Raw genomic sequence first — 23,621 nt, forward strand, 5'->3', positions numbered from 1 at the left:
CATCACCTTGCCATGGTGGGGGTCGCGGGTTCGAATCCCGTCTTCCGCTCCAAGATAGAAGGCTCACCGAATGGTGAGTCTTTTTTTCGGGAAATAGCTCAGTTTGGTAGAGCGCTACGTTCGGGACGTAGAGGTCGCGCGTTCAAATCGCGTTTTCCCGATTATATTTAAGCTGTCTTAATAGACAGCTTTTTTCTTTTTGCTATAATACACACTAAAACTATAGGGGACATGAGAATGACAGCTACTACGAAAGAAAATTATGAATTGTTAGTGCAGCAGGCAAAGGCACTAGTTGATGGCGAAGATGACTGGATTGCCAATACTGCTAATTTATCTGCGCTTTTGTTTAATTCGCTTAATAATGTTAATTTTGCTGGTGTTTATCGCTTTGAAAACGGCGAGTTGATTTTAGGCCCATTCCAAGGGATGCCAGCTTGTGTGCATATTCAAATGGGTAAAGGCGTTTGCGGAACAGCAGCTAAGGAAGAAAAAACGCAAATTGTGCCCAACGTCCATGAATTTGCTGGTCACATCGCTTGCGACAGTGCTTCGAATTCTGAAATCGTCGTGCCTATTTTTAAGGATGAAAAATTATGGGGCGTTTTCGATTTTGATTCTACTAAGCTAAACAATTTTGATGAAACAGATCAAAAATATTTAACTGAAATTGCCGCCGCAATTTTTGATTAATTGCGCGTTTTTGATCATAATGATCACGGAGATAAGTTAAATTATTTTACTTACTGACAAAATAAAAGTAAAATACCATAACGTATTTTAAAGGGGTGGTGTTTGTATGGAAAACTCATATAGTAAAAGCGTTAATCAAGTATTGGAAATTGCACGTGAACAAGCACAGAATTTCCATCATCGCTTAATCGGAACAGAACACGTTTTATTGGCTTTAGTAATTGAAACAGACGGTGAAGCAGGGAAGATACTTCGTTCATGGGGCTTAACTCCTACTGCTGTGCGTGAAGAAATTGAGCGCTACACCGGCTACGGTTCAGCACCTAAAGCTAGTTATATGGAAATGTCACCTCGTTTAAGCTTGGCACTAGATTATGCAAAAAGACAAGCCGATCAAGGTGGATATAAAGAAATTGAAACTAATCATGTTTTGCTTGGAATAACAGCTAGTGAACAAGTCTTGTCGGCCATGATTCTCAAGAATTTAAATGTGGATATTGGTCGCTTACGTCAAGATGTTAATGATAGCTTAGATCAGGAACAAGATTTTGGCGACTCAGCAAGCTGGTTAGGTAATAGCAATACAGCTACAGGGCAAAAGAAACGTAAAAATAGTACTACACCAACTCTAGATAAAGTAGCTGTTAATTTGAATCAACGTACTCGTGAAGGCGGTATTGATCCAGTTATTGGCCGCGAAAAGGAAATTAAGCGAGTTATTCAAATTTTGTCTCGTCGTACTAAGAATAATCCAGTTTTAGTAGGTGAACCTGGTGTAGGTAAGACTGCAGTCGCTGAAGCAATTGCTACAGAAATTGTTAATAAAAGAGTGCCAGAAGATTTACTCAATAAACGAGTAATGGCTCTTAACATGGGCAGTTTAGTAGCAGGTACCAAGTATCGTGGCGAGTTTGAAGATAGAATGAAGAAGATTTTGGATGAAATTGCTAAAGATGGCAAGGTCATTCTGTTTGTTGATGAAATGCATACTTTGATTGGTGCTGGTGGTGCTGAAGGAGCAATCGATGCTTCTAATATCTTGAAGCCATCACTTGCTCGTGGCGATATTCAAATGATTGGCGCTACTACATTTGATGAATATCAAAAGTATATTGAAAAAGATCAAGCATTAGCCCGGCGTTTTCAACAAGTACGTTTGAATGAACCTACTAAGAAAGATACATTGGCTATATTGAAGGGACTTAGACCTAAATATGAGAAGTTCCACCATGTAACTATTTCAGATGCCAGTCTTGAGGATGCTGTTGATCTATCTAGCCGTTACATTACCAATCGTTTCTTACCCGATAAGGCAATTGATCTGGTAGATGAAGCCAGTGCAGCTGTTAAAATTAAGACTAATGTTGGTTCAAATAAAGATTTAGTTCAAATTAATGAAAAAATAAAGAGTATTATTGAGCAAAAAAATGAAGCTGCTGCAAGTCAAAACTTTGTTCAGGCTGCGCAACTTCAAGAAGCACAAAATAACTTGCAAATGCAACGAGAAAAAATGGAAAATGCGCTGCAAGTTAAAGTTAGTGCTGAGGCTATTGTTGAACCAGAAGATATTGCCAAGGTAGTGTCTGATTGGACAGGCGTACCAGTTACTCAAATGAAGAGGGATGAGAGTCGCCAATTAGCTAACCTCGAAAGTATTTTGCACAAACGAGTTATTGGACAAGATAAAGCTGTCTCTGCTGTAGCTCGTGCAATTCGTCGTAGTAGAAGTGGTATTAAAGATGAACGACGCCCAATTGGATCATTCTTATTCTTGGGCCCAACTGGTGTAGGTAAAACGGAACTTGCTAAGTCAGTTGCAGCCGCAATGTTTGGCTCAGAAGATAATTTGATCAGATTAGATATGTCAGAATATATGGATCAAATCGCTTCCAGCAAGTTAATCGGGTCAGCACCTGGTTATGTTGGTTATGAAGAGGGCGGTCAACTTTCTGAACAAGTTCGTCGTCATCCATATTCTGTTGTCTTGCTTGATGAAGTTGAAAAAGCTCACCCAGATGTATTCAATTTACTTTTGCAAGTCTTAGATGAAGGATTTTTGACAGATTCTAAAGGCAGAAAAGTTGATTTTAGAAATACGATTATTATCATGACTTCTAATCTGGGATCACGTACTTTATTTGACAGCAAGGCTGTAGGCTTTAATGCTGATAAGGTTGATCAAGCTAAGGCAAGACAAGCTAAGGTAGAGCAAGCAATTAAACAATTCTTCCGTCCAGAATTTTTGAATAGAATCGATGAGACGATTATCTTTGATGAATTAACTAAGAAACAATTGCGTGACATTGTTACCTTGTTGACTCATAAATTGGTAGTTCGTTTGCAGAAGAAAGGAATCACACTTAAGATTTCTCGCGCTGCTCTAGATAAAATCGTTCAAGATGGTTATGATCCCGAAAATGGTGCTCGACCACTTAGAAGAGCAATTCAAAATGATATCGAAGATAAATTGGCAGAAATGTTGATTACCAGTGAAGTAAAATCAAATGATACTTTAAAAATCGGTAGTCAACATGGCCATTTAAAATTTGATGTTGTTTCTGATAAAAAGCTGGTAAAAACTAAGTGATATCAGGCATTAGACCTTGACAAAAAGTAGAAAAAGGCATATAATTTTTGCTGGTTTAAAAAGACTGAGATTCAGGATTTTGCTGATCTATTGTCCAGCAAAATGATAAGGACAAAAACGAAAAAGCTTCGTTTTTGTCTTTTTTATGCCTAAAATTGCAGTTTTTTGAATTTGTAACAGAAATGTAATATTTGCTTTCTTAGACAGAAAGGATGTTTTTCCTTGTTAAATGGACACGTAGTGAACTACGGTAAGCATCGAACTAGACGTAGCTTCTCTCGCATTAAAGAAGTATTGAAGCTCCCTAACTTAACTGATGTTCAAACCGAATCATATAAGTGGTTTCTTGATAAAGGCATTAAAGAAGTCTTTGATGACATCATGCCTATTAGTGACTTCTCAGGTAAGCTTTCATTAGAATATGTTGGCTACAAGCTTCAAAAGCCTAAGTATACAGTTGATGAAGCTCGTGATCATGATGCAACTTATGCTGCACCAATGCACGTAACTTTGAAGCTTACTAACCAAGAAACTGGTGAAATTAAGACTCAAGATGTATTCTTTGGCGATTTACCATTAATGACTGAATCAGGTTCATTTATCGTCAATGGTGCCGAAAGAGTTATTGTTTCTCAATTAGTAAGATCTCCAGGTGTGTACTACACTGGTGATTACGACAAGAATGGTCGTCAAATCTTTGGTACTACTGTTATTCCTAACCGTGGTGCTTGGCTTGAATATGAAACTGATGCTAAGAATGTTTCATTCGTTCGTGTAGACCGTACTCGTAAGTTGCCACTTACTGTTTTAATTAGAGCTATGGGTATTGGCTCAGACAGTGACATCATCGATATGTTTGGTCAAAGCGATACTTTGCAATTTACTTTGGACAAAGATGTTCACAAGAATCCAGCAGATTCTCGTGTAGCCGAAGCTTTAAAGGATATTTACGAAAGATTACGTCCAGGTGAACCTAAGACAACTGATTCATCACGTTCACTTTTGTATGCTCGTTTCTTCGATCCACGTCGTTATGATTTAGCACCAGTTGGTCGTTACAAGATCAACAAGAAGCTTTCTCTTAAGAATCGTTTGTATGGTCAAACTTTAGCTGAAACTTTGGCTGATCCAGATACTGGTGAAATCATTGCTAAGAAGGATACTGTTGTTACTCACGAAGTAATGGACAAGTTAGCTCCATACCTTGATCGTGATGACTTCAAGATGGTAACTTACCAACCTTCAAAGGAAGGCGTATTACCAGATCCTATTACAGTTCAAGAAATTAAGGTTTACTCAAAGGTAGATCCTGAACGTGAAGTCAAGTTAATGTCAAATGGTCACATTGCTGCAGATGTTAAGCATTTAACTCCAGCAGATGTTTTGGCTTCAATCAACTACTTCTTCGCATTGCAAGACAAGATCGGTACAACTGATGATATTGACCACTTGGGTAACCGTCGTATTCGTCGTGTTGGTGAACTTCTTCAAAACCAATTCAGAATCGGTTTGGCAAGAATGGAACGTGTTGTTCGTGAAAGAATGTCAATCCAAGATCCTTCAACTGTTACTCCACAACAATTGATCAATATTCGTCCAATTGTTGCAAGTATCAAGGAATTCTTCGGTTCATCACAACTTTCACAGTTCATGGATCAACACAACCCATTGGGTGAATTGACTCACAAGCGTCGTATGTCAGCCTTAGGGCCTGGTGGTTTGACTCGTGACCGTGCTGGATATGAAGTTCGTGACGTTCACTATACTCACTATGGTCGTTTATGTCCTATCGAAACTCCAGAAGGTCCTAACATTGGGTTGATTAACTCACTTGCTTCATACGCAATCATTAACAAGTATGGTTTCATCGAAACTCCATACCGTCGTGTATCTTGGAAGACCCACAAGGTTACTGACAAGATCGACTACTTGACTGCTGATGAAGAAGATAACTACATCATTGCTGGTGCTAACACTCCTTTGAATGATGATGGTTCATTTAAGAGTGATTTAATCTTAGCTCGTCAAAAGGAAGATAACGTCGAAGTTACTCCAGACAAGATTGACTACATGGACGTTATTCCTAAACAAGTTGTTTCTGTAGCTTCAGCATGTATCCCATTCCTTGAAAACGATGACTCTAACCGTGCTTTGATGGGTGCCAACCAGCAACGTCAGGCTGCTCCTTTGATCAATCCACATGGCTCACTTGTTGGTACTGGTATGGAATATCGTGCAGCTCACGATTCAGGTGCTGCCTTAGTAGCTAAGGATGCTGGTACTGTTGAATACGTAGATGCAAACGAAATCCGTATTAGACGTGAAGATGGTACTTTAGACAAGTACACTCTTGAAAAGTATCGTCGTTCAAACAACTCTAAGTCATACAACCAAACTCCTAATGTTAAGTTGGGTGATCATGTTGATGCTAGTGATGTTATTGCTAACGGTCCAACTATGGATCATGGTGAACTTGCTTTAGGTCAAAACCCACTTATTGCCTTCATGACTTGGAACATGTACAACTATGAAGATGCCATCATGCTTTCAGAACGTTTGGTTAAGGATGATGTTTATACTTCAATTAGTATTGAAGACTACGAATCAGAAGCTCGTGATACTAAGCTTGGTCCTGAAGAAATCACAAGAGAACTTCCTAACATCGGTGAAGATGCTTTGAAGGACCTTGATGCTGATGGTATTGTCCGCGTCGGTGCTGAAGTTCACGATGGTGATATTTTGGTAGGTAAGGTAACTCCTAAGGGCGTAACTGAATTATCTGCTGAAGAAAGATTACTTCACGCTATCTTTGGTGAAAAAGCTCGTGAAGTTCGTGATACTTCACTTCGTGTACCACACGGTGGTGGCGGTATCGTTCAAGACGTTAAGGTTTACACCCGTGAAGCCGGCGATGAACTTTCACCAGGTGTTAATACTATGGTTCGTGTTTACATTGCACAAAAGAGAAAGATTCAAGTTGGGGACAAGATGTCTGGTCGTCACGGTAACAAGGGTACTGTTGCTGCTGTCGTTCCAGAAGAAGATATGCCATACTTACCAGATGGTACTCCAGTAGATATCTGTTTGAACCCAATGGGTGTTCCATCACGTATGAACATTGGACAGCTTCTTGAATTGCACTTGGGTGCTGCAGCACGTCAATTAGGTATTCACGTAGCTACTCCAGTATTTGATGGTGCTAATGAAAGTGATGTTTGGGACACTGTTCGTCAAGCTGGTGTTGATAAAGACGGTAAGACTGTTATCTACGATGGTCGTACCGGTGAACCATTCCACAACCGTGTTTCAGTTGGTGTCATGCACTACTTGAAACTTACTCACATGGTTGATGACAAGATCCACGCACGTTCAATTGGGCCTTACTCATTGGTTACTCAACAACCTTTGGGTGGTAAAGCTCAGTTTGGTGGTCAGCGTTTCGGTGAAATGGAAGTTTGGGCCCTTGAAGCTTATGGTGCAGCTTACACATTGCAAGAAATCTTGACTTATAAGTCAGATGACGTTGTTGGTCGTGTAAAGGCATATGAAGCAATTGTTAAGGGCGAAAGAATTCCTAAGCCAGGTGTTCCAGAATCATTCCGTGTGCTTGTTAAGGAACTTCAATCATTAGGTTTGGATATTCGTGTTCTTGATATGAATCATAATGAAATTGAACTTCGTGATATGGATGAAGATTCAAGTGAACATTTAAACATTGATTCATTGTCACGTATGGCAGAAGAACAAGAAAAAAAGAAGTTAGCCGAAGAAACTGGAAAATCAGAAGATAAAAAAGACGATAAGAAAGATGCAGATAAGCCAGTAGCTCCTGCAGATGAATCTGACGACAAAGTTTCTAAATAGTAGGAGGTTAAACTTTTGATCGACGTAAATAAATTTGAAAGTATGCAAATTGGTCTTGCATCACCTAACAAGATCAGAAGCTGGTCATATGGTGAAGTTAAGAAGCCTGAAACCATCAACTACCGTACTTTAAAACCTGAAAAAGATGGTCTATTTGATGAAAGAATCTTTGGACCAACTAAAGATTGGTCATGTGCCTGTGGTAAATATAAGGGTGTTAGATACCGTGGCATCGTTTGTGACCGTTGCGGTGTTGAAGTTACTTCTTCAAAAGTAAGAAGAGAACGTATGGGACACATTGAATTAGCTGCCCCTGTAACCCACATTTGGTACTTCAAAGGTATCCCTTCAAGAATGGGTTTAGTATTGGATATTTCTCCAAGATTGCTTGAAGAAGTTATCTACTTTGCTGCATATATCGTAATTGATCCAGGTGATACTGATCTTGAGCCTAAGCAATTATTAACTGAAGCAGAATACCGTGAACAAAAAGCTAAATACGGTAACCGTTTTGAAGCTAAGATGGGTGCTGAAGCTATTCGCGAATTGCTCAAGAAAGTTGACCTTGATAAAGAAGTTAAAGATTTGAAGAAAGAGCTTCAAACCGCAACTGGTCAAAAACGTACTCGTGCAATTAGACGTTTGGATATTTTGGACGCATTTAAGAATTCAGGTAATAAGCCTGAATGGATGGTTATGGATGCAGTTCCAGTTATTCCACCAGATCTTCGTCCAATGGTTCAACTTGAAGGTGGCCGTTTTGCTACCTCAGATTTGAACGATTTATATAGACGTGTAATTAACCGTAACAATCGTTTGAAGAGATTGCTTGATTTGAACGCTCCTAACATCATCGTTCAAAACGAAAAGCGTATGCTTCAAGAAGCTGTTGATGCTTTGATTGACAACGGTCGTCGTGGTCGTCCAGTTGTTGGACCAGGTAACCGTCCACTTAAGTCACTTTCACACATGCTTAAGGGTAAGCAAGGTCGTTTCCGTCAAAACTTGCTTGGTAAGCGTGTTGACTACTCCGGTCGTTCAGTTATCGATGTTTCACCAAAATTGAAGTTCTATCAATGTGGTGTTCCACGTCCAATGGCTTTGGAATTATTTAAGCCATTTGTAATGCACGAATTGGTTAAGCGCGGTATTGCTTCTAACATTAAGAATGCTAAGCGTAAGATTGATCGTGAAGATGATGATATTTGGGATGTACTTGAAGACGTTATTAAGGAACGTCCAGTTCTTTTGAACCGTGCACCTACTCTTCACCGTTTGAGTATTCAAGCATTTGAACCAGTTTTAGTACCAGGTAAGTCAATCAGACTTCACCCATTAGCTTGTGAAGCCTACAATGCCGACTTCGATGGTGACCAGATGGCCATCCACGTACCACTTTCTGATGAAGCTGTTGCTGAATCTCGTTTACTTATGCTTGCTGCTCACCACATCTTGGCTCCTAAGGATGGTAAGCCAATCGTTACTCCATCACAGGATATCGTTTTGGGTAACTACTGGTTGACTCAAGCTGAACGTGGTCGTGAAGGTGAAGGCATGATCTTTAGTTCACCAGCTGAAGCAACTGTAGCTTATGAAAATGGTGATATTCACTACCATACTATTATTGGTATGTCAGCTGATGCTATGCCTAAGAAGCCATGGCCACAAGGTCATGAACATGGCATTTTCATTACTACATACGGTAAGCTTGTCTTTAACCAATTATTCCCAGATGATTACTTCTACATCAATGAACCAAGTGAAGAAAACTTAAATAATCCTTTGGATGCTAAGTACTTCTTAGGTGAGGGTCAAGATATTCATGACAAGATTGATGAAGTTGGCGATGATTTAATTGCTACACCATTCAAGAGTAGTTTCTTGTCAGACTCTATTGCTACTATCTACAAGTACTACAAGGTTCAAAGAACTTCAGAATACTTGGATGACTTGAAGAAGTTAGGTTACACTAGTTCAACTACTTCAGGTATTACTATTGGTATGAATGACGTTCCAGAAATTCAAGATAAGGATGAAAAGGTAGCTAAGGCACGTAAGCAAGTTGATATTGTTTCTAAGCAATTCAGACGTGGTTTAATTACTGAACAAGAACGTCACGACCGGGTAATTAGTATTTGGAATGCATGTAAGGATGAAATCCAAAACGAAATTGCTCAAATTCACTCACCACGTAACCCAATTTCAATCATGGCCGACTCAGGTGCCCGTGGTAACATTTCTAACTTTACTCAGTTAGCTGGTATGCGTGGTTTGATGGCTACTCCTAACGGTGGTTTGTTCGAAATTCCTGTTACTTCAAACTTCAAGGAAGGTTTGTCAGTATTGGAATTATTCATGTCCACTCACGGTGCTCGTAAGGGTATGACGGATACTGCCTTGAAGACTGCTCAGTCAGGTTACTTAACTCGTCGTTTGGTTGATGTTGCTCAGGACGTTATTATTCGTGATGATGATTGTGGTACTGATCGTGGTATTACAGTTAGCGCCATCATGGAAGGTGACGAAATGATCGAACCATTATTTGATCGTTTGGTTGGTCGTTTCACTGCTGAAACAGTTAAGGATCCTAAGACTGGTGAAGCTATTGTTGGCAGAGATGTCATGATGGATGAAAACATGGCTCATAAGATCTGTGATGCAGGAGTAACCCATGTTAAGATTCGTTCAATTCTTACCTGTGATACTCCACACGGTGTATGTCGCAAGTGTTACGGTATGAACCTTGCTACTGGTGAAGAAGTTGAAGTTGGTGAAGCAGTAGGTACTGTTGCCGCTCAATCAATTGGTGAACCTGGTACTCAGCTTACTTTGAGAACTTTCCACAACGGTGGTGTTGCCGGTGCCGAAGATATTACTCAAGGTTTGCCTCGTGTGCAAGAATTGTTCGAAGCACGTAACCCTAAGGGTCGTGCAACCATTTCTGAAGTAGATGGTGTAATTGATTCAATTCAAGAAAATCCAGCAGAACATACTCGTGAAATTACTGTTAAAGGTAAGATTGATACTAGAAGTTACAGTGTTCCTTACACTGCTTCTGTTGCTGTATCTGAAGGCGATTATGTTCACCGTGGTGATAAGTTGACTCTCGGTTCTGTTGATCCTAAGGAATTGATCCAAGTTACTGATACTTTAACTACTGAAAAGTACATCTTGGCTGAAGTTCAAAAGGCATATAGAATGCAGGGTGTAGACATTGCCGACAAGCACGTCGAGGTATTGACTCGTCAAATGCTTCAAAAGGTACGTGTCCTTGATCCAGGTGAAACTGACATCTTGCCAGGTGAAGTTATGGATATCGGTCAATTTAGAGACCGTAACAAGGAAGTTATTATTTCTGGTGGTATTCCAGCAACTGCACAAAGCGTTATCTTGGGTATTACTAAGGCTGCTTTGGAAACTAATAGTTTCTTGTCAGCTGCTTCATTCCAGGAAACTACTCGTGTTCTTACTGATGCTTCAATCAGAGGTAAGAATGATCCACTTCTTGGACTTAAGGAAAACGTTATTATCGGTAAGATTATTCCAGCTGGTACTGGTATGCCTGTATACCGCAGCATGGAACCTGAAGCTGACGTTAAGAAGCCAGATTCAGTTTACTCAATTGCTGATATTGAAAAGCAAATGAAAGAAAAAGAACAAAGTAAGTAAAATTTAGTTCTTATAAAAAGCGTTTCTATTCATAAAGAATAGGAACGCTTTTTTAGTTTGAAAATTGTGTTAGAACTAAACCTAAGAAAATAAATGGTATGAAAGGATAATGATAGTTGGAATCTTTATGTTCAATTACGAAAAATAATAAAAGTGAGAAGCAAGCAAATAAAAATATTATGTTAGCAATAGAAGGAGTTAAGTAACTGGCAATAGTGAGATAAATTAATAGGTCGCCTAGCCCCATTTTATGCTTAAAAATATTCCAACTGAAAATTGAAATAATTAATATAAGAGAAATAAAATCTAAGGTCGTAAAAGCAGAGAACTTATTTTCTAAGATAGCGATAGTTATTGCAGGAAAAAGAAAGAAAAGATCAAATTCTTTTTCATAAAAATCAGCGATAGCCGTCAAAAGAAGAGAGGAAAGAAACACAGAAGATGTGATGCCACTAATAGAGCTGAAGTCAATCAAAGAAAAGGCAAATCCTCCAACTAATTCAAACAGAAATAATTCACTTGGAATAGATTGTTTACAATAATGACAACGTCCTTTCAATAATAAGTAAGAAATAAGAGGAATCTCGTCCAGCAAAGATAATTCAAAGTGACAATTTTTGCAATAAGAGCGAGAAAAAATGAAATTTCTGTTCTCCCATCGATCAAAAACTACTGCCATGTGGGATGCAATACAAGTTCCAATTGCAAAATTAGTAAAAGTATAAATTAAATTCAAAAAATCACCTCACTATTTAATACGCAAAAAATCATTGTTTTTCTTTTTTTATTTTGAAAAAGTTTGATTTCTATTAAAAACCGAGTACAATAGTGTTTGTATGTTTTGAAGAGTCTGTTCGTGAGTATAAAAAGAAACTCCCGGATGTGTGAACAAAATAGTAATTTTAGGAGGAAATTTTAATGCCAACCATTAATCAATTGGTAAGAAAAGGCCGTCATTCAAAGGTTACTAAGTCAAAGTCACCTGCTTTGAATTACAGCTACAACAGTATGAAGAAGGAATCAGTATTCAACCCAGCTCCACAAATGCGTGGTGTTGCAACTCGTGTGGGTACTATGACTCCAAGGAAGCCTAACTCAGCTTTACGTAAGTACGCTCGTGTTCGTCTTTCAAACTTAATCGAGGTTACTGCTTACATTCCAGGTGAAGGACACAACTTGCAAGAACACTCAGTTGTTTTAATTCGTGGTGGTCGTGTAAAGGACCTTCCTGGTGTTCGTTACCACATCATTCGTGGTGCCCTCGATACTGCTGGTGTTGATGGTAGAAAGCAAGGCCGTTCTAAGTACGGTACTAAGAAAGATTAAAGGAGGAGTTAAATAATGCCTAGAAAAGGTCACGTAACTAAAAGAGACGTTTTAGCAGATCCAGTTTACAACTCAAAGCTTGTTACCAAGTTAATTAACCACTTGATGATTGATGGTAAGAGAGCTAAGGCATCTTCAATCCTTTACGATGCTTTCAACATTGTTCAAGACAAGACTGGTAAGGAACCACTTGATGTATTTGAAGAAGCTATGAACAACGTTATGCCAGTTTTGGAAGTTAGAGCTCGCCGTATCGGTGGTTCAAACTACCAAATCCCAGTTGAAGTACGTCCTGAAAGAAGAACTACTTTAGGTTTAAGATGGCTTGTTTCATACGCTCGTTTACGTAACGAACACACTATGGATGAACGTTTAGCTAACGAAATCATCGATGCTTCAAACAACACTGGTTCAGCAGTTAAGAAGCGTGAAGACGTTCACCGTATGGCTGAAGCTAACCGTGCATTTGCACACTACCGCTTCTAATTCGTTCGTTTTATTTTAAGGAGAGAATAATTTATGGCTAACAAGCGTGAATTTCCATTAGCAAAGACACGTAACATTGGTATTATGGCCCACATCGATGCGGGTAAGACTACTACTACTGAACGTATCCTTTACTACACTGGTAAGATCCACAAAATTGGTGAAACTCACGAAGGTGATTCACAAATGGACTGGATGGATGAAGAAAAGGAACGTGGTATCACCATTACTTCTGCAGCCACTACTGCACAATGGAAGGACCACAGAATTAACATCATCGACACCCCAGGACACGTTGACTTCACTATCGAAGTAGAACGTTCACTTCGTGTTCTTGATGGTGCCGTAACTGTTCTTGATGCCCAAGCTGGTGTTGAACCACAAACTGAAAACGTATGGCGTCAAGCTGAAACTTACGGTGTTCCTCGTATTGTTTTCGTTAACAAGATGGATAAGATCGGTGCTGACTTCGATAAGTCAGTTAAGTCATTGCACGAACGTTTAAACGCTAATGCACATGCTGTTCAAATGCCAATTGGTTCAGCTGACACTTTTGAAGGTGTTATCGACTTAATCAACATGGTTGCCGACATCTACGACGAAGACAAGCTTGGTTCTAAGTGGGATACTGTTCCAGTTCCTGACGAATACAAGGAAGAAGCTGAAGCACGTCGTAACGACTTAATTGAAGCCGTAGCCGATGTTGATGACGGCATCATGGAAAAATTCCTTGGCGGTGAAGAAATTTCTAACGATGAATTAAAGGCAGCTATCCGTAAAGCAACTTTGAACTTGGAATTCTTCCCAGTATATGCTGGTTCAGCATTCAAGAACAAGGGTGTTCAAATGATGCTTGACGGTGTTATTGACTACTTGCCATCACCACTTGACGTTAAGCCTTACGTTGCTCACGATCCTAAGACTGGTGATGAAGTTGAACTTATGGCTGACGATAAGAAGCCATTTGCAGCTCTTGCATTCAAGATCGCTACTGACCCATTCGTAGGTCGTTTGACTTTCATCCGTGTTTACACCGGTTCTCTTGAATCAGGTTCATACGTATTGAACGCTTCAAAGAACAGTCGTGAACGTGTAGGTCGTTTGCTTCAAATGCACGCCAACTCAAGAACTGAAATTCCAGAAGTATTCTCAGGTGATATCGCTGGTGCCATCGGTTTGAAGAACACCACTACTGGTGACTCATTAACTGACCCAGATCACCCACTTATTTTGGAAAGCTTGAAAGTTCCAGATCCAGTTATCCAAGTATCAGTTGAACCTAAGTCAAAGGCTGACCGTGATAAGATGGACGTTGCTTTGCAAAAGCTTACTGAAGAAGACCCAACTTTCCGTGCTGAAACTAACCCAGAAACTGGTCAAACTTTGATCTCAGGTATGGGTGAACTTCACCTTGATATCATGGTTGAACGTATGAGACGTGAATTTAACGTTGATGCTAAGATCGGTGAACCACAAGTTGCTTACCGTGAAACCTTCACTAAGGAAGCTAAGGCACAAGGTAAGTTCGTTCGTCAATCAGGTGGTAAGGGTCAATACGGTGACGTTTGGATTGACTTTACTCCTAACGAAGAAGGTAAGGGTTACGAATTTGAAGATGCCATTGTTGGTGGTGTTGTTCCTCGTGAATTCATTCCTTCAGTTGACCAAGGTTTACAAGAAGCTATGAAGAATGGTGTTCTTGCAGGTTACCCATTGATCGATGTTAAGGCTAAGCTTTACGATGGTAGTTACCACGAAGTCGACTCATCAGAAGCTGCCTTCAAGGTTGCTGCTTCACTTGCTTTGAAGAACGCTGCTTCAAAAGCTGGCGCTGTTATCTTGGAACCAATTATGAAGGTTCAAGTAACCACTCCAGAAGAATACTTAGGTGATGTTATGGGTTCAATCACTGCTCGTCGTGGTACTATGGAAGGTATGGAAGACAGAGCAGGTGCTAAGATCATCAACTCATTTGTTCCACTTTCAGAAATGTTTGGTTACGCAACTACTTTGCGTTCATCAACTCAAGGTCGTGGTACATTTACTATGGTATTTGATCACTACTCACCAACACCTAAGTCAATTCAAGCTGACATTATTAAAAAGCGCGGCGGCGAAGCTGAATAATTTTTAATAGTGAAAAGCTTTATGCTTTTAGCTTAATTGAAAACAATTACATATAAAAAAGAGTTATTGAGAATTTTCAATAACTCTTTTTTTGTAAATCTTTTTTAGAAAAAATGCCCTTAAGCCTTGATATTTAAGGAAAGACAAAGTACAATAGTCTTTGTGCTTAAGGGACGATTGTGCCTTGAGTAATTAAAATTGTTGTAAAGCGTTGACGCAAAAGGTTGCGGCACGCCAGGCTGCATTGCCACAGTGGCGTGCGGGGAATTTTTGCCGAGCGAGTCATCTTTTAAAGAAGACGTTAAGGAGGTAATTTAATGGCAAGTCAAACAATTCGTATTAGACTTAAGTCATACGAACACGGTATTCTCGATGAATCAGCTGCTAAGATCGTAGCTACTGCAAAGAGAACTGGTGCTGAAATTTCAGGTCCAGTTCCTCTTCCAACAGAAAGAACTTTATTCACTGTTCTTCGTTCACCACACATGAACAAGGACTCACGTGAACAATTCGAAATGCGCACTCACAAGCGTTTAATCGATATTTTGAATCCAACACCTAAGACTGTTGATTCATTAATGAAGCTTGATCTTCCAAGCGGCGTAGACATCGAAATTAAGTTGTAATTTAAATAGAAAGAGGTGTAAACATGACCAAAGGAATCTTAGGAAGAAAAGTTGGTATGACTCAAATCTTTACTAAAGATGGTGTCCTTGTTCCTGTAACAGTTGTAGAAGCAACTCCTAACGTTGTTATGCAAGTTAAGACTGTTGAATCAGACGGTTACGAAGCTGTTCAATTAGGTTACCAAGACAAGCGTGAAGTTTTGAGCAACAAACCAGAAAAAGGTCATGCTGATAAGGCAAAGACTTCACCTAAGCGCTTCATTCGGGAAATCCGCGGTGTTGAGCTTAAGGACTATGAAGTCGGCTCAGAAGTTACTGTGGATACATTCAAGGAAGGTGACGTTGTAAACGTTACTGGTACTTCAAGAGGTCATGGATACCAAGGTAACATCAAGCGTTGGGGCCAATCAAGAGGACCAGAAACCCACGGTTCAAGATACCATAGAATTCCTGGTTCAATGGGTTCCATCATTAACCGTGTACCAAAGGGCAAGCGTTTGCCAGGTCACATGGGTATGAAGAAAGTTACCATTGAAAACTTAGTAATTGAAAAAGTTGTAGCAGACAAGAACGTATTGATGATCAAGGGCAATGTTCCAGGTGCTAAGAACTCATTAATCGTTGTTAAGACTGCTTCTAAAGCTGTTAAGGCTGATAAATAGGAAGGAGGACTAGAATGGCTAATTTAAAAGTTATGGATCAAAACGGTAAAGATTCTGGTGAAGTTACTTTAAACGATAAAGTTTTTGGTATTGAGCCTAACGAAAGTGTCGTTTTTGAAGCAATCATTAGACAAAGAGCCGGTAAGCGTCAAGGTACCTCAAAGGTTAAGAACAGATCTGCCGTTCGCGGTGGTGGTAAGAAGCCTTGGAGACAAAAGGGTACTGGTCGTGCTCGTCAAGGTTCTATCAGATCTCCACAATGGCGTGGTGGTGGTACAGTATTTGGCCCAACACCTCGTTCATACGCATACACGATGCCAAGAAAGCAACGTCGTTTGGCTATTAAGTCAGTTCTTTCCCAAAAGATGATTGATAAGGATTTGATCGTTTTAGATAAGTTGACTATGTCAGCACCTAAGACTAAAGATTTAGTATCAATGTTAAACAGCTTAAATGTTGATGGTAAGGTTTTAATTGTTTCAGATGATAACAATGTACAACTTTCCGCAAGAAACTTAGCTAAGGTTAAGGCTGTTCCAGTTAACGGTTTAAACGTTGAAGATGCAGTTAACTATGATAAGTTAATCTTGACTCAAGATGCTGTTAAGAAGATCGAGGAGGTTTTGGCTTAATGGACGCACGCGATATCATTTTAAGACCTGTCATTACTGAAAAGTCCACGAACTTAATGGATGATAAGAAGTACACATTCGACGTGCTTTTAACTGCAACCAAGACACAAGTTCGCAATGCTGTTGAAGAAATCTTCGATGTTAAGGTAAAGAGCGTTAACATTATGAATGTTCGCGGTAAAGACAAGCGAGTAGGTCGTTACACTGGTAAGACTGCTCGTCGTAGAAAGGCAATCGTCACTTTAACTAACGATTCAAACGACATCAAGATTTTCCAAGACGAAAATAAAGAAGACAACAAGTAATAGGAGGTCAGTCAATTGGCTATTAAGATTTACAAGCCAACCACTAATGGTCGTCGTCATATGACTTCTTCCGACTTTGCTGAGATTACCAAGACAAAGCCTGAAAAGACTTTACTTGAATCACAATCACATACTGCAGGTCGTAACTCATATGGTCACATCACTGTAAGACACCGTGGTGGTGGTCACAAACAAAAATACCGTATCATCGACTTTAAGCGTAATAAGGATAATGCAAAGGCAGTTGTAAAGGCTATCGAATACGATCCAAACAGAACTGCTAACATCGCATTACTTCACTACACTGATGGTATTAAAGCTTATATCTTAGCACCTAGGGGATTAAAGGTTGGCGATATCGTTGAATCAGGCGATTCAGTTGACATTAAGCCAGGTAACGCATTAGCATTAAAGAATATCCCATCTGGTACTTCAATCCACAACATTGAATTGAAGCCAGGTAAGGGTGGCCAACTTGTAAGAAGTGCTGGTACTTCTGCTCAAGTTTTGGGTGTTGATGGTGATTACACTTTAGTAAGATTACAAAGTGGTGAAGTTCGTAAGATCTTGTCATCATGCCGTGCAACTATTGGTGTTGTAGGTAATGAACAACATTCATTAATTCAATTAGGTAAAGCTGGTCGTAAGCGTTGGTTAGGCAAGCGCCCACAATCACGTGGTTCCGTAATGAACCCTAACGATCACCCACATGGTGGTGGTGAAGGTAAGGCTCCAGTTGGTCGTCCACAACCTATGACTCCATGGGGTAAGAAGGCTCGCGGTATCAAGACTAGAGACACCAAGAAGGCTAGCGAGAAGTTAATCATTCGTCACCGTAAAGGTAGCAAGTAATAGAAGGAGGGTTAATTAATGAGCCGTAGTATTAAAAAAGGTCCTTTTGCTGATGCATCATTATTAAAGAAGGTTGATGCACAAGCAGATGCAGATAAGAAGCAAGTTATTAAGACTTGGTCACGTCGTTCAACTATTTTCCCTTCCTTTGTTGGTTTGACTATAGCTGTTTACGATGGTAGAAAACATGTTCCAGTATACATTACTGAAGACATGGTTGGTCATAAGTTAGGTGAATTTGTTCCAACAAGAACTTTCCATGGACACAAATCCACTGAAGATAAAACCACAGCACAATAGAGGAAGGAGAAACATCTAAATGGCAGAACAAATTAGTTCAGCTAAGGCAGAAGCAAGAACTGTTCGCATCGCTCCAAGAAAAGCTCGTTTGGTCGTTGACTTAATTCGTGGTAAGAGCGTTGCCGAAGCATTAGCAATCTTAGAATTTACGCCTAGAGCTGCTTCCCCAATCGTTGAAAAAGTTTTACGTTCAGCAATTGCTAACGCAGAACACAACTACGATCTTGAAAGTGCAAATCTTTACGTATCAGAAGCATATGTAAACGAAGGTGCTACTTTAAAGAGATTCCGTCCCCGTGCTAAGGGTATGGCTTCCCCAATTAACAAGAGAACCAGTCACGTAGTTGTAGTAGTTTCAGAAAAGAACGATTAAGGGAGGTATATTAATGGGTCAAAAGATTAACCCAAACGGTTTTCGTCTCGGTGTCATCCGTGATTGGGAATCAAAATGGTATGCTGACAAAGGATACAAAGAAACTTTAAATGAAGACCTTCGAATCAGAAAGTTTATTTCAAAGAAATTGAAGGATGCTTCAGTATCTACTGTTGAAATTGAACGTGCAGCTAACAGAATTAACATTTCAATCCACACCGCAAAGCCTGGTATGGTAATTGGTAAAGGTGGTTCTGAGGTTGAAGCTTTAAGAAAACAATTAAATGCTTTAACTGGTAAGCAAGTTCACATTAATATTGTTGAAATTAAGAAACCAGATCTTGATGCTGAATTGGTAGCAGATAGTATTGCTCGTCAACTTGAAGCTCGTATTGCTTTTAGACGTGCTATGCGTCAAGCTACTCAAAGAGCTATGCGTGCTGGTGCCAAGGGTATCAAGGTTCAAACTTCTGGTCGTTTGAACGGTGCCGACATGGCAAGAAGAGAATGGCACACAGAAGGTCGTGTTCCATTACAAACTTTGAGAGCTGATATTGATTATGCTTGGGTAAATGCTTTCACTACTTATGGTGAAATTGGTGTTCAAGTTTGGATCAACCGTGGCGAAATCTTACCTACTCGTAAGAACAAGCCAGCTTCAAAGCCAGCGAAGGGAGGAAATAGATAATGCCTTTAGTACCAAAACGAGTAAAACACCGTCGTGAATTCCGTGGTAAGATGCGTGGTGCTGCTAAAGGTGGTAAATATATTGCCTTTGGTGAATATGGTCTTGAAGCCCTCGAATCACATTGGATTACTAACCGTCAAATCGAAGCAGCCCGTGTTGCTATGACACGTTACATGAAGCGTGGCGGTAAAGTTTGGATTAGAATTTTCCCTCAAAAGTCATACACTGCTAAAGGTGTAGGTGTACGTATGGGTTCCGGTAAAGGTGCACCTGCAGGTTGGGTAGCTGTAGTTAAGAGAGAAAAGATTATGTTTGAAATTGGTGGTGTTGATGAAGCAACTGCTCGTGAAGCTTTGAGACTTGCTTCAACTAAGTTACCAATTAAGACTAAGTTTGTAACTAGAAGTTCGGAAGTAGGTGGCGAATCTAATGAAGGCTAAAGATATCAGAGCATTAACCACTGATCAAATGTTAGAAAAAGAAAAGCAATATAAAGAAGAACTCTTTAATTTGCGTTTCCAACAAGCAACGGGTCAATTAGAAAATACCGCTCGCTTGAGTAAAGTCCGCAAGAATATCGCCAGAATCAAGACTGTTCTGAGCGAAAAAGCATTAGAAAACAATTAATGGAAGGGAGCTATTAACTTGAGCGAAACAAACGAAAGAAATCGTCGTCACGTATACCAAGGTCGTGTAGTTTCTGATAAGATGGACAAGACTATCGTAGTCGTTGTTGATACTTACAAGAACCACCCAGTTTACAACAAGCGTATTAGATATTCTAAGAAATACTACGCACAAGACGAAAATAACGAAGCTAAAGTTGGCGATACTGTACGTATCATGGAAACCCGTCCATTATCTCGTAAGAAGCGCTTCCGTTTAGTAAAGATTGTTAAGAAATCTGTTTAATTTGCGGATTTAGTGAGGGGAGGATTCTACAGTGATTCAAAACGAATCTCGTTTAAAGGTTGCTGATAACTCTGGTGCCAGAGAACTTTTAGTTATTAGAGTCTTAGGTGGATCAAAGCGTAAGACCGGTAACATTGGTGACATCGTTGTATGTACTGTTAAGCAAGCAACACCAGGTGGCGTTGTCAAAAAGGGCGACGTTGTAAAAGCTGTAATTGTTAGAACAAAGTCAGGTGCACGTCGTGAAGATGGTTCATACATCAAATTCGACGAAAATGCTGGAGTAATTATTAACGCAGATAAGAGCCCACGTGGTACTCGTATCTTTGGGCCAGTTGCACGTGAGTTACGTGAGTACGACTTTATGAAGATCGTCTCTCTTGCTCCTGAAGTCTTATAATTGATAGTGAGGTGCACTGATGTTCGTTAAAACTGGTGACAAGGTAAAAGTTATTGCCGGAAAAGATAAAGGTAAAGAAGGTACTGTTCTTTCTGTTAATGTTAAGAAGAACCGTGTAGTTGTTAAGGGTGTTAACAAGATTAAGAAGCACCAAAAGCCTTCTCAAACCAACGCTAATGGTGGTGTAGTTGAATCAGAAGGTTCAATTCACGCATCAAACGTTAAAGTTATTAGTAAAAAAGAAGATAAGTAGAAGGGAGGACACAAATGGCAAGTTATTTAGCTGAAGAATACAAAGAAAAAGTAGCTCCTGCATTGGCAGAAAAGTTTGATTACAAGTCATCAATGCAAATTCCAAAGATCGACAAGATCGTTTTGAACATGGGTGTCGGTGACGCTGTTTCTAACGCCAAGAACTTGGACGAAGCTGTTGAAGAATTAACTTTAATTTCTGGTCAAAAGCCATTAATTACTAAGGCAAAGAAGTCAATCGCTAACTTCCGTTTACGTGAAGGTATGTCTATCGGTGCTAAGGTAACTCTTAGAGGCGACAGAATGTACGACTTCTTATACAAGTTAATCAATGTTTCTCTTCCACGTGTTCGTGACTTCCGTGGTGTATCAGCTCGTTCATTTGATGGTCGTGGTAACTACACTTTAGGTGTTAAGGAACAATTGATTTTCCCAGAAATCGATTTTGATAAGGTTAACCGTACTAGAGGTTTAGACATTGTAATCGTAACTACTGCCAACACTGATGAAGAAGCTCGTGAACTTTTGACTCAATTTGGTATGCCGTTTGCAAGATAGTGGAGGACATTAATGGCTAAAACATCACAAAAAATCAGAAATCGTCGTCCTGCTAAGTTCTCTTCACGCGAATATACACGTTGCGAGAGATGTGGTCGTCCACATTCCGTATACCGTAAATTCGGTTTATGCCGTATTTGCTTAAAGGAATTAGCACACAAGGGTCAAATCCCTGGTCTTAAAAAGGCTAGTTGGTAGTATACGGTTAGGAGGATAGCTTAAATGGTCATGACAGATCCAATCGCAGATTACTTGACTAGAATCAGAAATGCCAACATGGCAAAGCACGATTCAGTTGAAATTCCTGCATCAAATATTAAAAAGTCTATTTCAGAAATTTTGAAACGTGAAGGTTTCATCCGTGATTACGAAGTTGCTGATGATAACAAGCAAGGCGTTATCAAGGTATTCTTGAAATATGGTCCAAATGGAGAACGCGTTATTTCAGGCTTAAAGCGTATTTCTAAGCCAGGTCTTAGAAACTACGTAAGTGCTGAAGACTTACCTAAAGTTCTTAATGGTTTAGGCATTGCCATCGTTTCTACTTCTGCTGGTGTTATTACTGACAAAGAAGCAAGACAAAAGAACGTTGGCGGCGAAGTAATTGCCTACGTTTGGTAATACTGACAGAAAGGAGAACAATTAATGAGCCGAATCGGTTTAAAGACTATTGAAGTCCCTGACAGTGTCACTGTTACCAAGGAAGGCGACAACATTACTGTTAAGGGCCCTAAGGGTGAATTAACTAGATACTTCGATCCAAAGATCACTTTTGAACAAAAAGACGGTGAAATTAACTTTTCACGTTCAAGTGAAAATGATAAAGCAATTCACGGTACTGAAAGAGCTAACTTAGCTTCAATGATCGAAGGTGTAGTTAACGGTTATAAGAAGACTTTAAAGTTAATCGGTGTTGGTTACCGTGCACAAGCACAAGGCAACAAGATTACTTTAAACGTTGGTTACTCACACCCAGTTGTATTGACCGCACCAGAAGGTGTTTCTGTTAAGGCAACTTCAGCAACTGATGTAGAAGTTGAAGGTGTTTCAAAGCAAGATGTAGGTCAATTTGCAGCTGAAATCCGCGCCGTACGTCCACCAGAACCTTACAAGGGTAAGGGTATTCGTTATGTTGATGAATACGTACGTCGTAAGGAAGGTAAGACAGGTAAGTAATAAGTAGTTATTTTGAGGTGAAATTGTGATTTCTAAACCAGATAAAAACAAGTTACGCTTAAAGCGTCATAAACGTATTCGTGGTAAGATTTCTGGTACTGCTGAGCGCCCACGCTTAAGCATTTTTCGTTCAAATAAAAACATCTACGCTCAATTAATTGATGACGTAGCGGGTGTTACGCTTGCAAGCGCCTCAACTTTGGATGAAAACGTATCAGAAGATGCAACTAAGGTAGAACAAGCTGCTGCTGTAGGTAAGGCTATTGCTGAAGCTGCAAAGGCTAAGAACATTTCTACAGTTGTATTTGATAGAAGTGGTTACTTATACCACGGCCGTATTCAAGCATTAGCTGATGCTGCTCGTGAAAACGGATTAGATTTCTAGGAAAGGAGAATTAACACATGGCAAACCGTAATGATTCTCGTAATAATCGCAGAAACAAAGACGATATCGAAGATCAATTAGTCGCTGTCAACCGTATCACTAAGGTTGTTAAAGGTGGTCGCCGTATGAGATTTGCTGCTCTTGTTGTTGTTGGCGACAAGAAAGGCCGTGTAGGTTTTGGTACTGGTAAAGCTCAAGAAGTCCCAGAAGCAATCCGTAAGGCTGTAGAAGACGGTAAGAAGAAGATGATTAACGTACCTAAAGTTGGTACTACTATTCCTCATGAAGTTATTGGTCACTACGGTTCAGGTAACATTTTATTGAAGCCTGCTGAAGCTGGTTCCGGTGTTGCTGCTGGTGGTGCCGTACGTATCGTTATGGATATGGCTGGTATTTCAGACGTAACTTCAAAGTCACTTGGTTCTAATACTCCAATCAACGTTGTTCGTGCAACTATCGATGGTTTGAAGAAGCTTAGAACTAGCGAAGAAGTAAATAAACTTCGTCAACCTGAAAGAGCTTAGATTAGGGAGATCATAGATGACTGATTTAAAGATTACTTTAATTAGAAGTGCTGCTCACCGTCTACCTGAACAAAGAAAGATTGTTAAAGCTCTTGGCTTAGGTAGAGTAAATAGTACTGTTGTTCTTCCAGACAACGCTGCTACTCGCGGTGCATTATTGAAAATTGCTCACTTAATCTCTGTTGAAGAGATTAATAAATAAGATATCAAGGAGGTGCCAAATT

The 23,621-nt window shown here is 39.8% G+C and carries 28 protein-coding genes and 1 tRNA gene; 28 read left to right on the forward strand and 1 reads right to left on the reverse strand.

Going from position 1 to position 23,621, the window contains the following annotated elements:
• The first annotated feature begins 87 nt into the window (after positions 1-87).
• The 5 genes from FC37_RS01910 to rpoC all read left to right on the forward strand — a co-directional run bounded on the left by FC37_RS01910 (position 88) and on the right by rpoC (position 10,813).
• Positions 88-161, forward strand: a tRNA-Pro gene (locus FC37_RS01910).
• Between the two features lie 76 nt (positions 162-237).
• A complete protein-coding gene (locus FC37_RS01915; RefSeq protein ID WP_025005272.1) occupies positions 238-693 on the forward strand; it encodes a GAF domain-containing protein in 456 nt (151 codons plus the stop codon).
• Positions 694-799: 106 nt separating this feature from the next.
• The gene (locus FC37_RS01920) at positions 800-3,280 is read left to right on the forward strand and encodes an ATP-dependent Clp protease ATP-binding subunit (RefSeq protein WP_025005271.1); all 2,481 of its coding nucleotides are present in this window, start codon (positions 800-802) and stop codon (positions 3,278-3,280) included.
• A gap of 222 nt (positions 3,281-3,502) precedes the next feature.
• Positions 3,503-7,144 (forward strand): DNA-directed RNA polymerase subunit beta, encoded by a 3,642-nt coding sequence (gene rpoB, locus FC37_RS01925; RefSeq protein WP_025005270.1) that lies wholly within the window; start codon positions 3,503-3,505, stop codon positions 7,142-7,144.
• A 15-nt stretch (positions 7,145-7,159) separates the two neighbouring features.
• On the forward strand, positions 7,160-10,813 hold the full coding sequence (rpoC, locus tag FC37_RS01930) for a DNA-directed RNA polymerase subunit beta' (RefSeq protein ID WP_025005269.1): 3,654 nt from the start codon (positions 7,160-7,162) through the stop codon (positions 10,811-10,813).
• Positions 10,814-10,865: 52 nt separating this feature from the next.
• Here rpoC and FC37_RS01935 read toward each other — a convergent pair whose 3' ends face one another.
• The gene (locus tag FC37_RS01935) at positions 10,866-11,549 is read right to left on the reverse strand and encodes a prepilin peptidase (RefSeq protein WP_025005268.1); all 684 of its coding nucleotides are present in this window, start codon (positions 11,547-11,549) and stop codon (positions 10,866-10,868) included.
• A gap of 182 nt (positions 11,550-11,731) precedes the next feature.
• Here FC37_RS01935 and rpsL point away from each other — a divergent pair, with 182 nt between their 5' ends.
• The 23 genes from rpsL (at position 11,732) to rpmD (ending at position 23,599) form a co-directional block, all read left to right on the forward strand.
• Positions 11,732-12,139 carry a 30S ribosomal protein S12 gene (gene rpsL / locus FC37_RS01940; RefSeq protein ID WP_025005267.1) on the forward strand — a complete coding sequence of 136 codons (408 nt, stop codon included), beginning with the start codon at positions 11,732-11,734 and terminating at the stop codon, positions 12,137-12,139.
• A gap of 15 nt (positions 12,140-12,154) precedes the next feature.
• A complete protein-coding gene (gene rpsG, locus FC37_RS01945) occupies positions 12,155-12,625 on the forward strand; it encodes a 30S ribosomal protein S7 (RefSeq protein WP_003549021.1) in 471 nt (156 codons plus the stop codon).
• Positions 12,626-12,658: 33 nt separating this feature from the next.
• Positions 12,659-14,752, forward strand: a complete 2,094-nt coding sequence (gene fusA, locus FC37_RS01950) for an elongation factor G (RefSeq protein WP_025005266.1) — start codon at positions 12,659-12,661, stop codon at positions 14,750-14,752.
• A 317-nt stretch (positions 14,753-15,069) separates the two neighbouring features.
• Positions 15,070-15,378: a 30S ribosomal protein S10 gene (gene rpsJ / locus FC37_RS01955; RefSeq protein WP_013641475.1), complete on the forward strand. Its 309-nt coding sequence runs from the start codon at positions 15,070-15,072 to the stop codon at positions 15,376-15,378.
• A 23-nt stretch (positions 15,379-15,401) separates the two neighbouring features.
• A complete protein-coding gene (rplC, locus tag FC37_RS01960) occupies positions 15,402-16,040 on the forward strand; it encodes a 50S ribosomal protein L3 (protein ID WP_003625776.1) in 639 nt (212 codons plus the stop codon).
• A 14-nt stretch (positions 16,041-16,054) separates the two neighbouring features.
• Positions 16,055-16,672 (forward strand): 50S ribosomal protein L4, encoded by a 618-nt coding sequence (gene rplD / locus FC37_RS01965; protein ID WP_025005265.1) that lies wholly within the window; start codon positions 16,055-16,057, stop codon positions 16,670-16,672.
• On the forward strand, positions 16,672-16,977 hold the full coding sequence (gene rplW, locus FC37_RS01970) for a 50S ribosomal protein L23 (RefSeq protein ID WP_025005264.1): 306 nt from the start codon (positions 16,672-16,674) through the stop codon (positions 16,975-16,977). Before rplD ends, rplW begins: the two co-directional genes overlap by 1 nt.
• A 15-nt stretch (positions 16,978-16,992) precedes the next feature.
• A complete protein-coding gene (rplB, locus tag FC37_RS01975) occupies positions 16,993-17,829 on the forward strand; it encodes a 50S ribosomal protein L2 (RefSeq protein ID WP_025005263.1) in 837 nt (278 codons plus the stop codon).
• An 18-nt stretch (positions 17,830-17,847) separates the two neighbouring features.
• Positions 17,848-18,129 (forward strand): 30S ribosomal protein S19, encoded by a 282-nt coding sequence (gene rpsS, locus FC37_RS01980; protein WP_025005262.1) that lies wholly within the window; start codon positions 17,848-17,850, stop codon positions 18,127-18,129.
• 19 nt (positions 18,130-18,148) lie between these two features.
• A complete protein-coding gene (gene rplV / locus FC37_RS01985) occupies positions 18,149-18,502 on the forward strand; it encodes a 50S ribosomal protein L22 (protein ID WP_003625788.1) in 354 nt (117 codons plus the stop codon).
• A gap of 13 nt (positions 18,503-18,515) precedes the next feature.
• Complete coding sequence (gene rpsC / locus FC37_RS01990; protein WP_014918229.1) at positions 18,516-19,190, forward strand: 30S ribosomal protein S3; 675 nt, start codon at positions 18,516-18,518, stop codon at positions 19,188-19,190.
• Entirely contained in the window at positions 19,190-19,630 is a 441-nt protein-coding gene (gene rplP, locus FC37_RS01995) for a 50S ribosomal protein L16 (protein ID WP_003625792.1), read from the forward strand. The genes rpsC and rplP overlap by 1 nt, the downstream gene beginning before the upstream one ends.
• The gene (gene rpmC, locus FC37_RS02000; protein ID WP_025005260.1) at positions 19,620-19,817 is read left to right on the forward strand and encodes a 50S ribosomal protein L29; all 198 of its coding nucleotides are present in this window, start codon (positions 19,620-19,622) and stop codon (positions 19,815-19,817) included. The genes rplP and rpmC overlap by 11 nt, the downstream gene beginning before the upstream one ends.
• An 18-nt stretch (positions 19,818-19,835) precedes the next feature.
• Positions 19,836-20,102, forward strand: coding sequence for a 30S ribosomal protein S17 (gene rpsQ / locus FC37_RS02005; RefSeq protein WP_005721626.1), 267 nt, complete (start codon positions 19,836-19,838; stop codon positions 20,100-20,102).
• A 31-nt stretch (positions 20,103-20,133) separates the two neighbouring features.
• Positions 20,134-20,502, forward strand: coding sequence for a 50S ribosomal protein L14 (gene rplN / locus FC37_RS02010; RefSeq protein ID WP_012211380.1), 369 nt, complete (start codon positions 20,134-20,136; stop codon positions 20,500-20,502).
• A gap of 19 nt (positions 20,503-20,521) precedes the next feature.
• Positions 20,522-20,755, forward strand: coding sequence for a 50S ribosomal protein L24 (rplX, locus tag FC37_RS02015; RefSeq protein ID WP_003549035.1), 234 nt, complete (start codon positions 20,522-20,524; stop codon positions 20,753-20,755).
• A gap of 14 nt (positions 20,756-20,769) precedes the next feature.
• Positions 20,770-21,312 (forward strand): 50S ribosomal protein L5, encoded by a 543-nt coding sequence (gene rplE / locus FC37_RS02020; RefSeq protein WP_025005259.1) that lies wholly within the window; start codon positions 20,770-20,772, stop codon positions 21,310-21,312.
• Positions 21,313-21,324: 12 nt separating this feature from the next.
• Complete coding sequence (locus FC37_RS02025) at positions 21,325-21,510, forward strand: type Z 30S ribosomal protein S14 (RefSeq protein WP_003549037.1); 186 nt, start codon at positions 21,325-21,327, stop codon at positions 21,508-21,510.
• A 24-nt stretch (positions 21,511-21,534) separates the two neighbouring features.
• The gene (gene rpsH / locus FC37_RS02030) at positions 21,535-21,933 is read left to right on the forward strand and encodes a 30S ribosomal protein S8 (protein WP_003625802.1); all 399 of its coding nucleotides are present in this window, start codon (positions 21,535-21,537) and stop codon (positions 21,931-21,933) included.
• A gap of 24 nt (positions 21,934-21,957) precedes the next feature.
• The gene (rplF, locus tag FC37_RS02035; protein ID WP_025005258.1) at positions 21,958-22,488 is read left to right on the forward strand and encodes a 50S ribosomal protein L6; all 531 of its coding nucleotides are present in this window, start codon (positions 21,958-21,960) and stop codon (positions 22,486-22,488) included.
• 25 nt (positions 22,489-22,513) lie between these two features.
• Positions 22,514-22,873, forward strand: coding sequence for a 50S ribosomal protein L18 (gene rplR / locus FC37_RS02040; RefSeq protein ID WP_007126808.1), 360 nt, complete (start codon positions 22,514-22,516; stop codon positions 22,871-22,873).
• A gap of 17 nt (positions 22,874-22,890) precedes the next feature.
• Entirely contained in the window at positions 22,891-23,397 is a 507-nt protein-coding gene (gene rpsE / locus FC37_RS02045) for a 30S ribosomal protein S5 (protein ID WP_003625807.1), read from the forward strand.
• A gap of 16 nt (positions 23,398-23,413) precedes the next feature.
• A complete protein-coding gene (rpmD, locus tag FC37_RS02050; protein WP_025005257.1) occupies positions 23,414-23,599 on the forward strand; it encodes a 50S ribosomal protein L30 in 186 nt (61 codons plus the stop codon).
• The last annotated feature ends 22 nt before the right edge of the window (positions 23,600-23,621 follow it).

The organism is Lactobacillus gallinarum DSM 10532 = JCM 2011 (assembly GCF_001434975.1).
Classification (GTDB): Bacteria; Bacillota; Bacilli; order Lactobacillales; family Lactobacillaceae; genus Lactobacillus; species Lactobacillus gallinarum.

Bases quoted from the DNA above. Each gene is read 5' to 3' on its own strand.
- FC37_RS01915 (WP_025005272.1), top strand. From the start codon at position 238: ATGACAGCTACTACGAAAGAAAATTATGAATTGTTAGTGCAGCAGGCA.
- FC37_RS01920 (WP_025005271.1), top strand. From the start codon at position 800: ATGGAAAACTCATATAGTAAAAGCGTTAATCAAGTATTGGAAATTGCA.
- rpsL (WP_025005267.1), top strand. From the start codon at position 11,732: ATGCCAACCATTAATCAATTGGTAAGAAAAGGCCGTCATTCAAAGGTT.
- rpsG (WP_003549021.1), top strand. From the start codon at position 12,155: ATGCCTAGAAAAGGTCACGTAACTAAAAGAGACGTTTTAGCAGATCCA.
- fusA (WP_025005266.1), top strand. From the start codon at position 12,659: ATGGCTAACAAGCGTGAATTTCCATTAGCAAAGACACGTAACATTGGT.
- rpsJ (WP_013641475.1), top strand. From the start codon at position 15,070: ATGGCAAGTCAAACAATTCGTATTAGACTTAAGTCATACGAACACGGT.
- rplC (WP_003625776.1), top strand. From the start codon at position 15,402: ATGACCAAAGGAATCTTAGGAAGAAAAGTTGGTATGACTCAAATCTTT.
- rplD (WP_025005265.1), top strand. From the start codon at position 16,055: ATGGCTAATTTAAAAGTTATGGATCAAAACGGTAAAGATTCTGGTGAA.
- rplW (WP_025005264.1), top strand. From the start codon at position 16,672: ATGGACGCACGCGATATCATTTTAAGACCTGTCATTACTGAAAAGTCC.
- rpsS (WP_025005262.1), top strand. From the start codon at position 17,848: ATGAGCCGTAGTATTAAAAAAGGTCCTTTTGCTGATGCATCATTATTA.
- rplV (WP_003625788.1), top strand. From the start codon at position 18,149: ATGGCAGAACAAATTAGTTCAGCTAAGGCAGAAGCAAGAACTGTTCGC.
- rpsC (WP_014918229.1), top strand. From the start codon at position 18,516: ATGGGTCAAAAGATTAACCCAAACGGTTTTCGTCTCGGTGTCATCCGT.
- rplP (WP_003625792.1), top strand. From the start codon at position 19,190: ATGCCTTTAGTACCAAAACGAGTAAAACACCGTCGTGAATTCCGTGGT.
- rpmC (WP_025005260.1), top strand. From the start codon at position 19,620: ATGAAGGCTAAAGATATCAGAGCATTAACCACTGATCAAATGTTAGAA.
- rplX (WP_003549035.1), top strand. From the start codon at position 20,522: ATGTTCGTTAAAACTGGTGACAAGGTAAAAGTTATTGCCGGAAAAGAT.
- rplE (WP_025005259.1), top strand. From the start codon at position 20,770: ATGGCAAGTTATTTAGCTGAAGAATACAAAGAAAAAGTAGCTCCTGCA.
- FC37_RS02025 (WP_003549037.1), top strand. From the start codon at position 21,325: ATGGCTAAAACATCACAAAAAATCAGAAATCGTCGTCCTGCTAAGTTC.
- rpsH (WP_003625802.1), top strand. From the start codon at position 21,535: ATGGTCATGACAGATCCAATCGCAGATTACTTGACTAGAATCAGAAAT.
- rplF (WP_025005258.1), top strand. From the start codon at position 21,958: ATGAGCCGAATCGGTTTAAAGACTATTGAAGTCCCTGACAGTGTCACT.
- rpsE (WP_003625807.1), top strand. From the start codon at position 22,891: ATGGCAAACCGTAATGATTCTCGTAATAATCGCAGAAACAAAGACGAT.
- rpmD (WP_025005257.1), top strand. From the start codon at position 23,414: ATGACTGATTTAAAGATTACTTTAATTAGAAGTGCTGCTCACCGTCTA.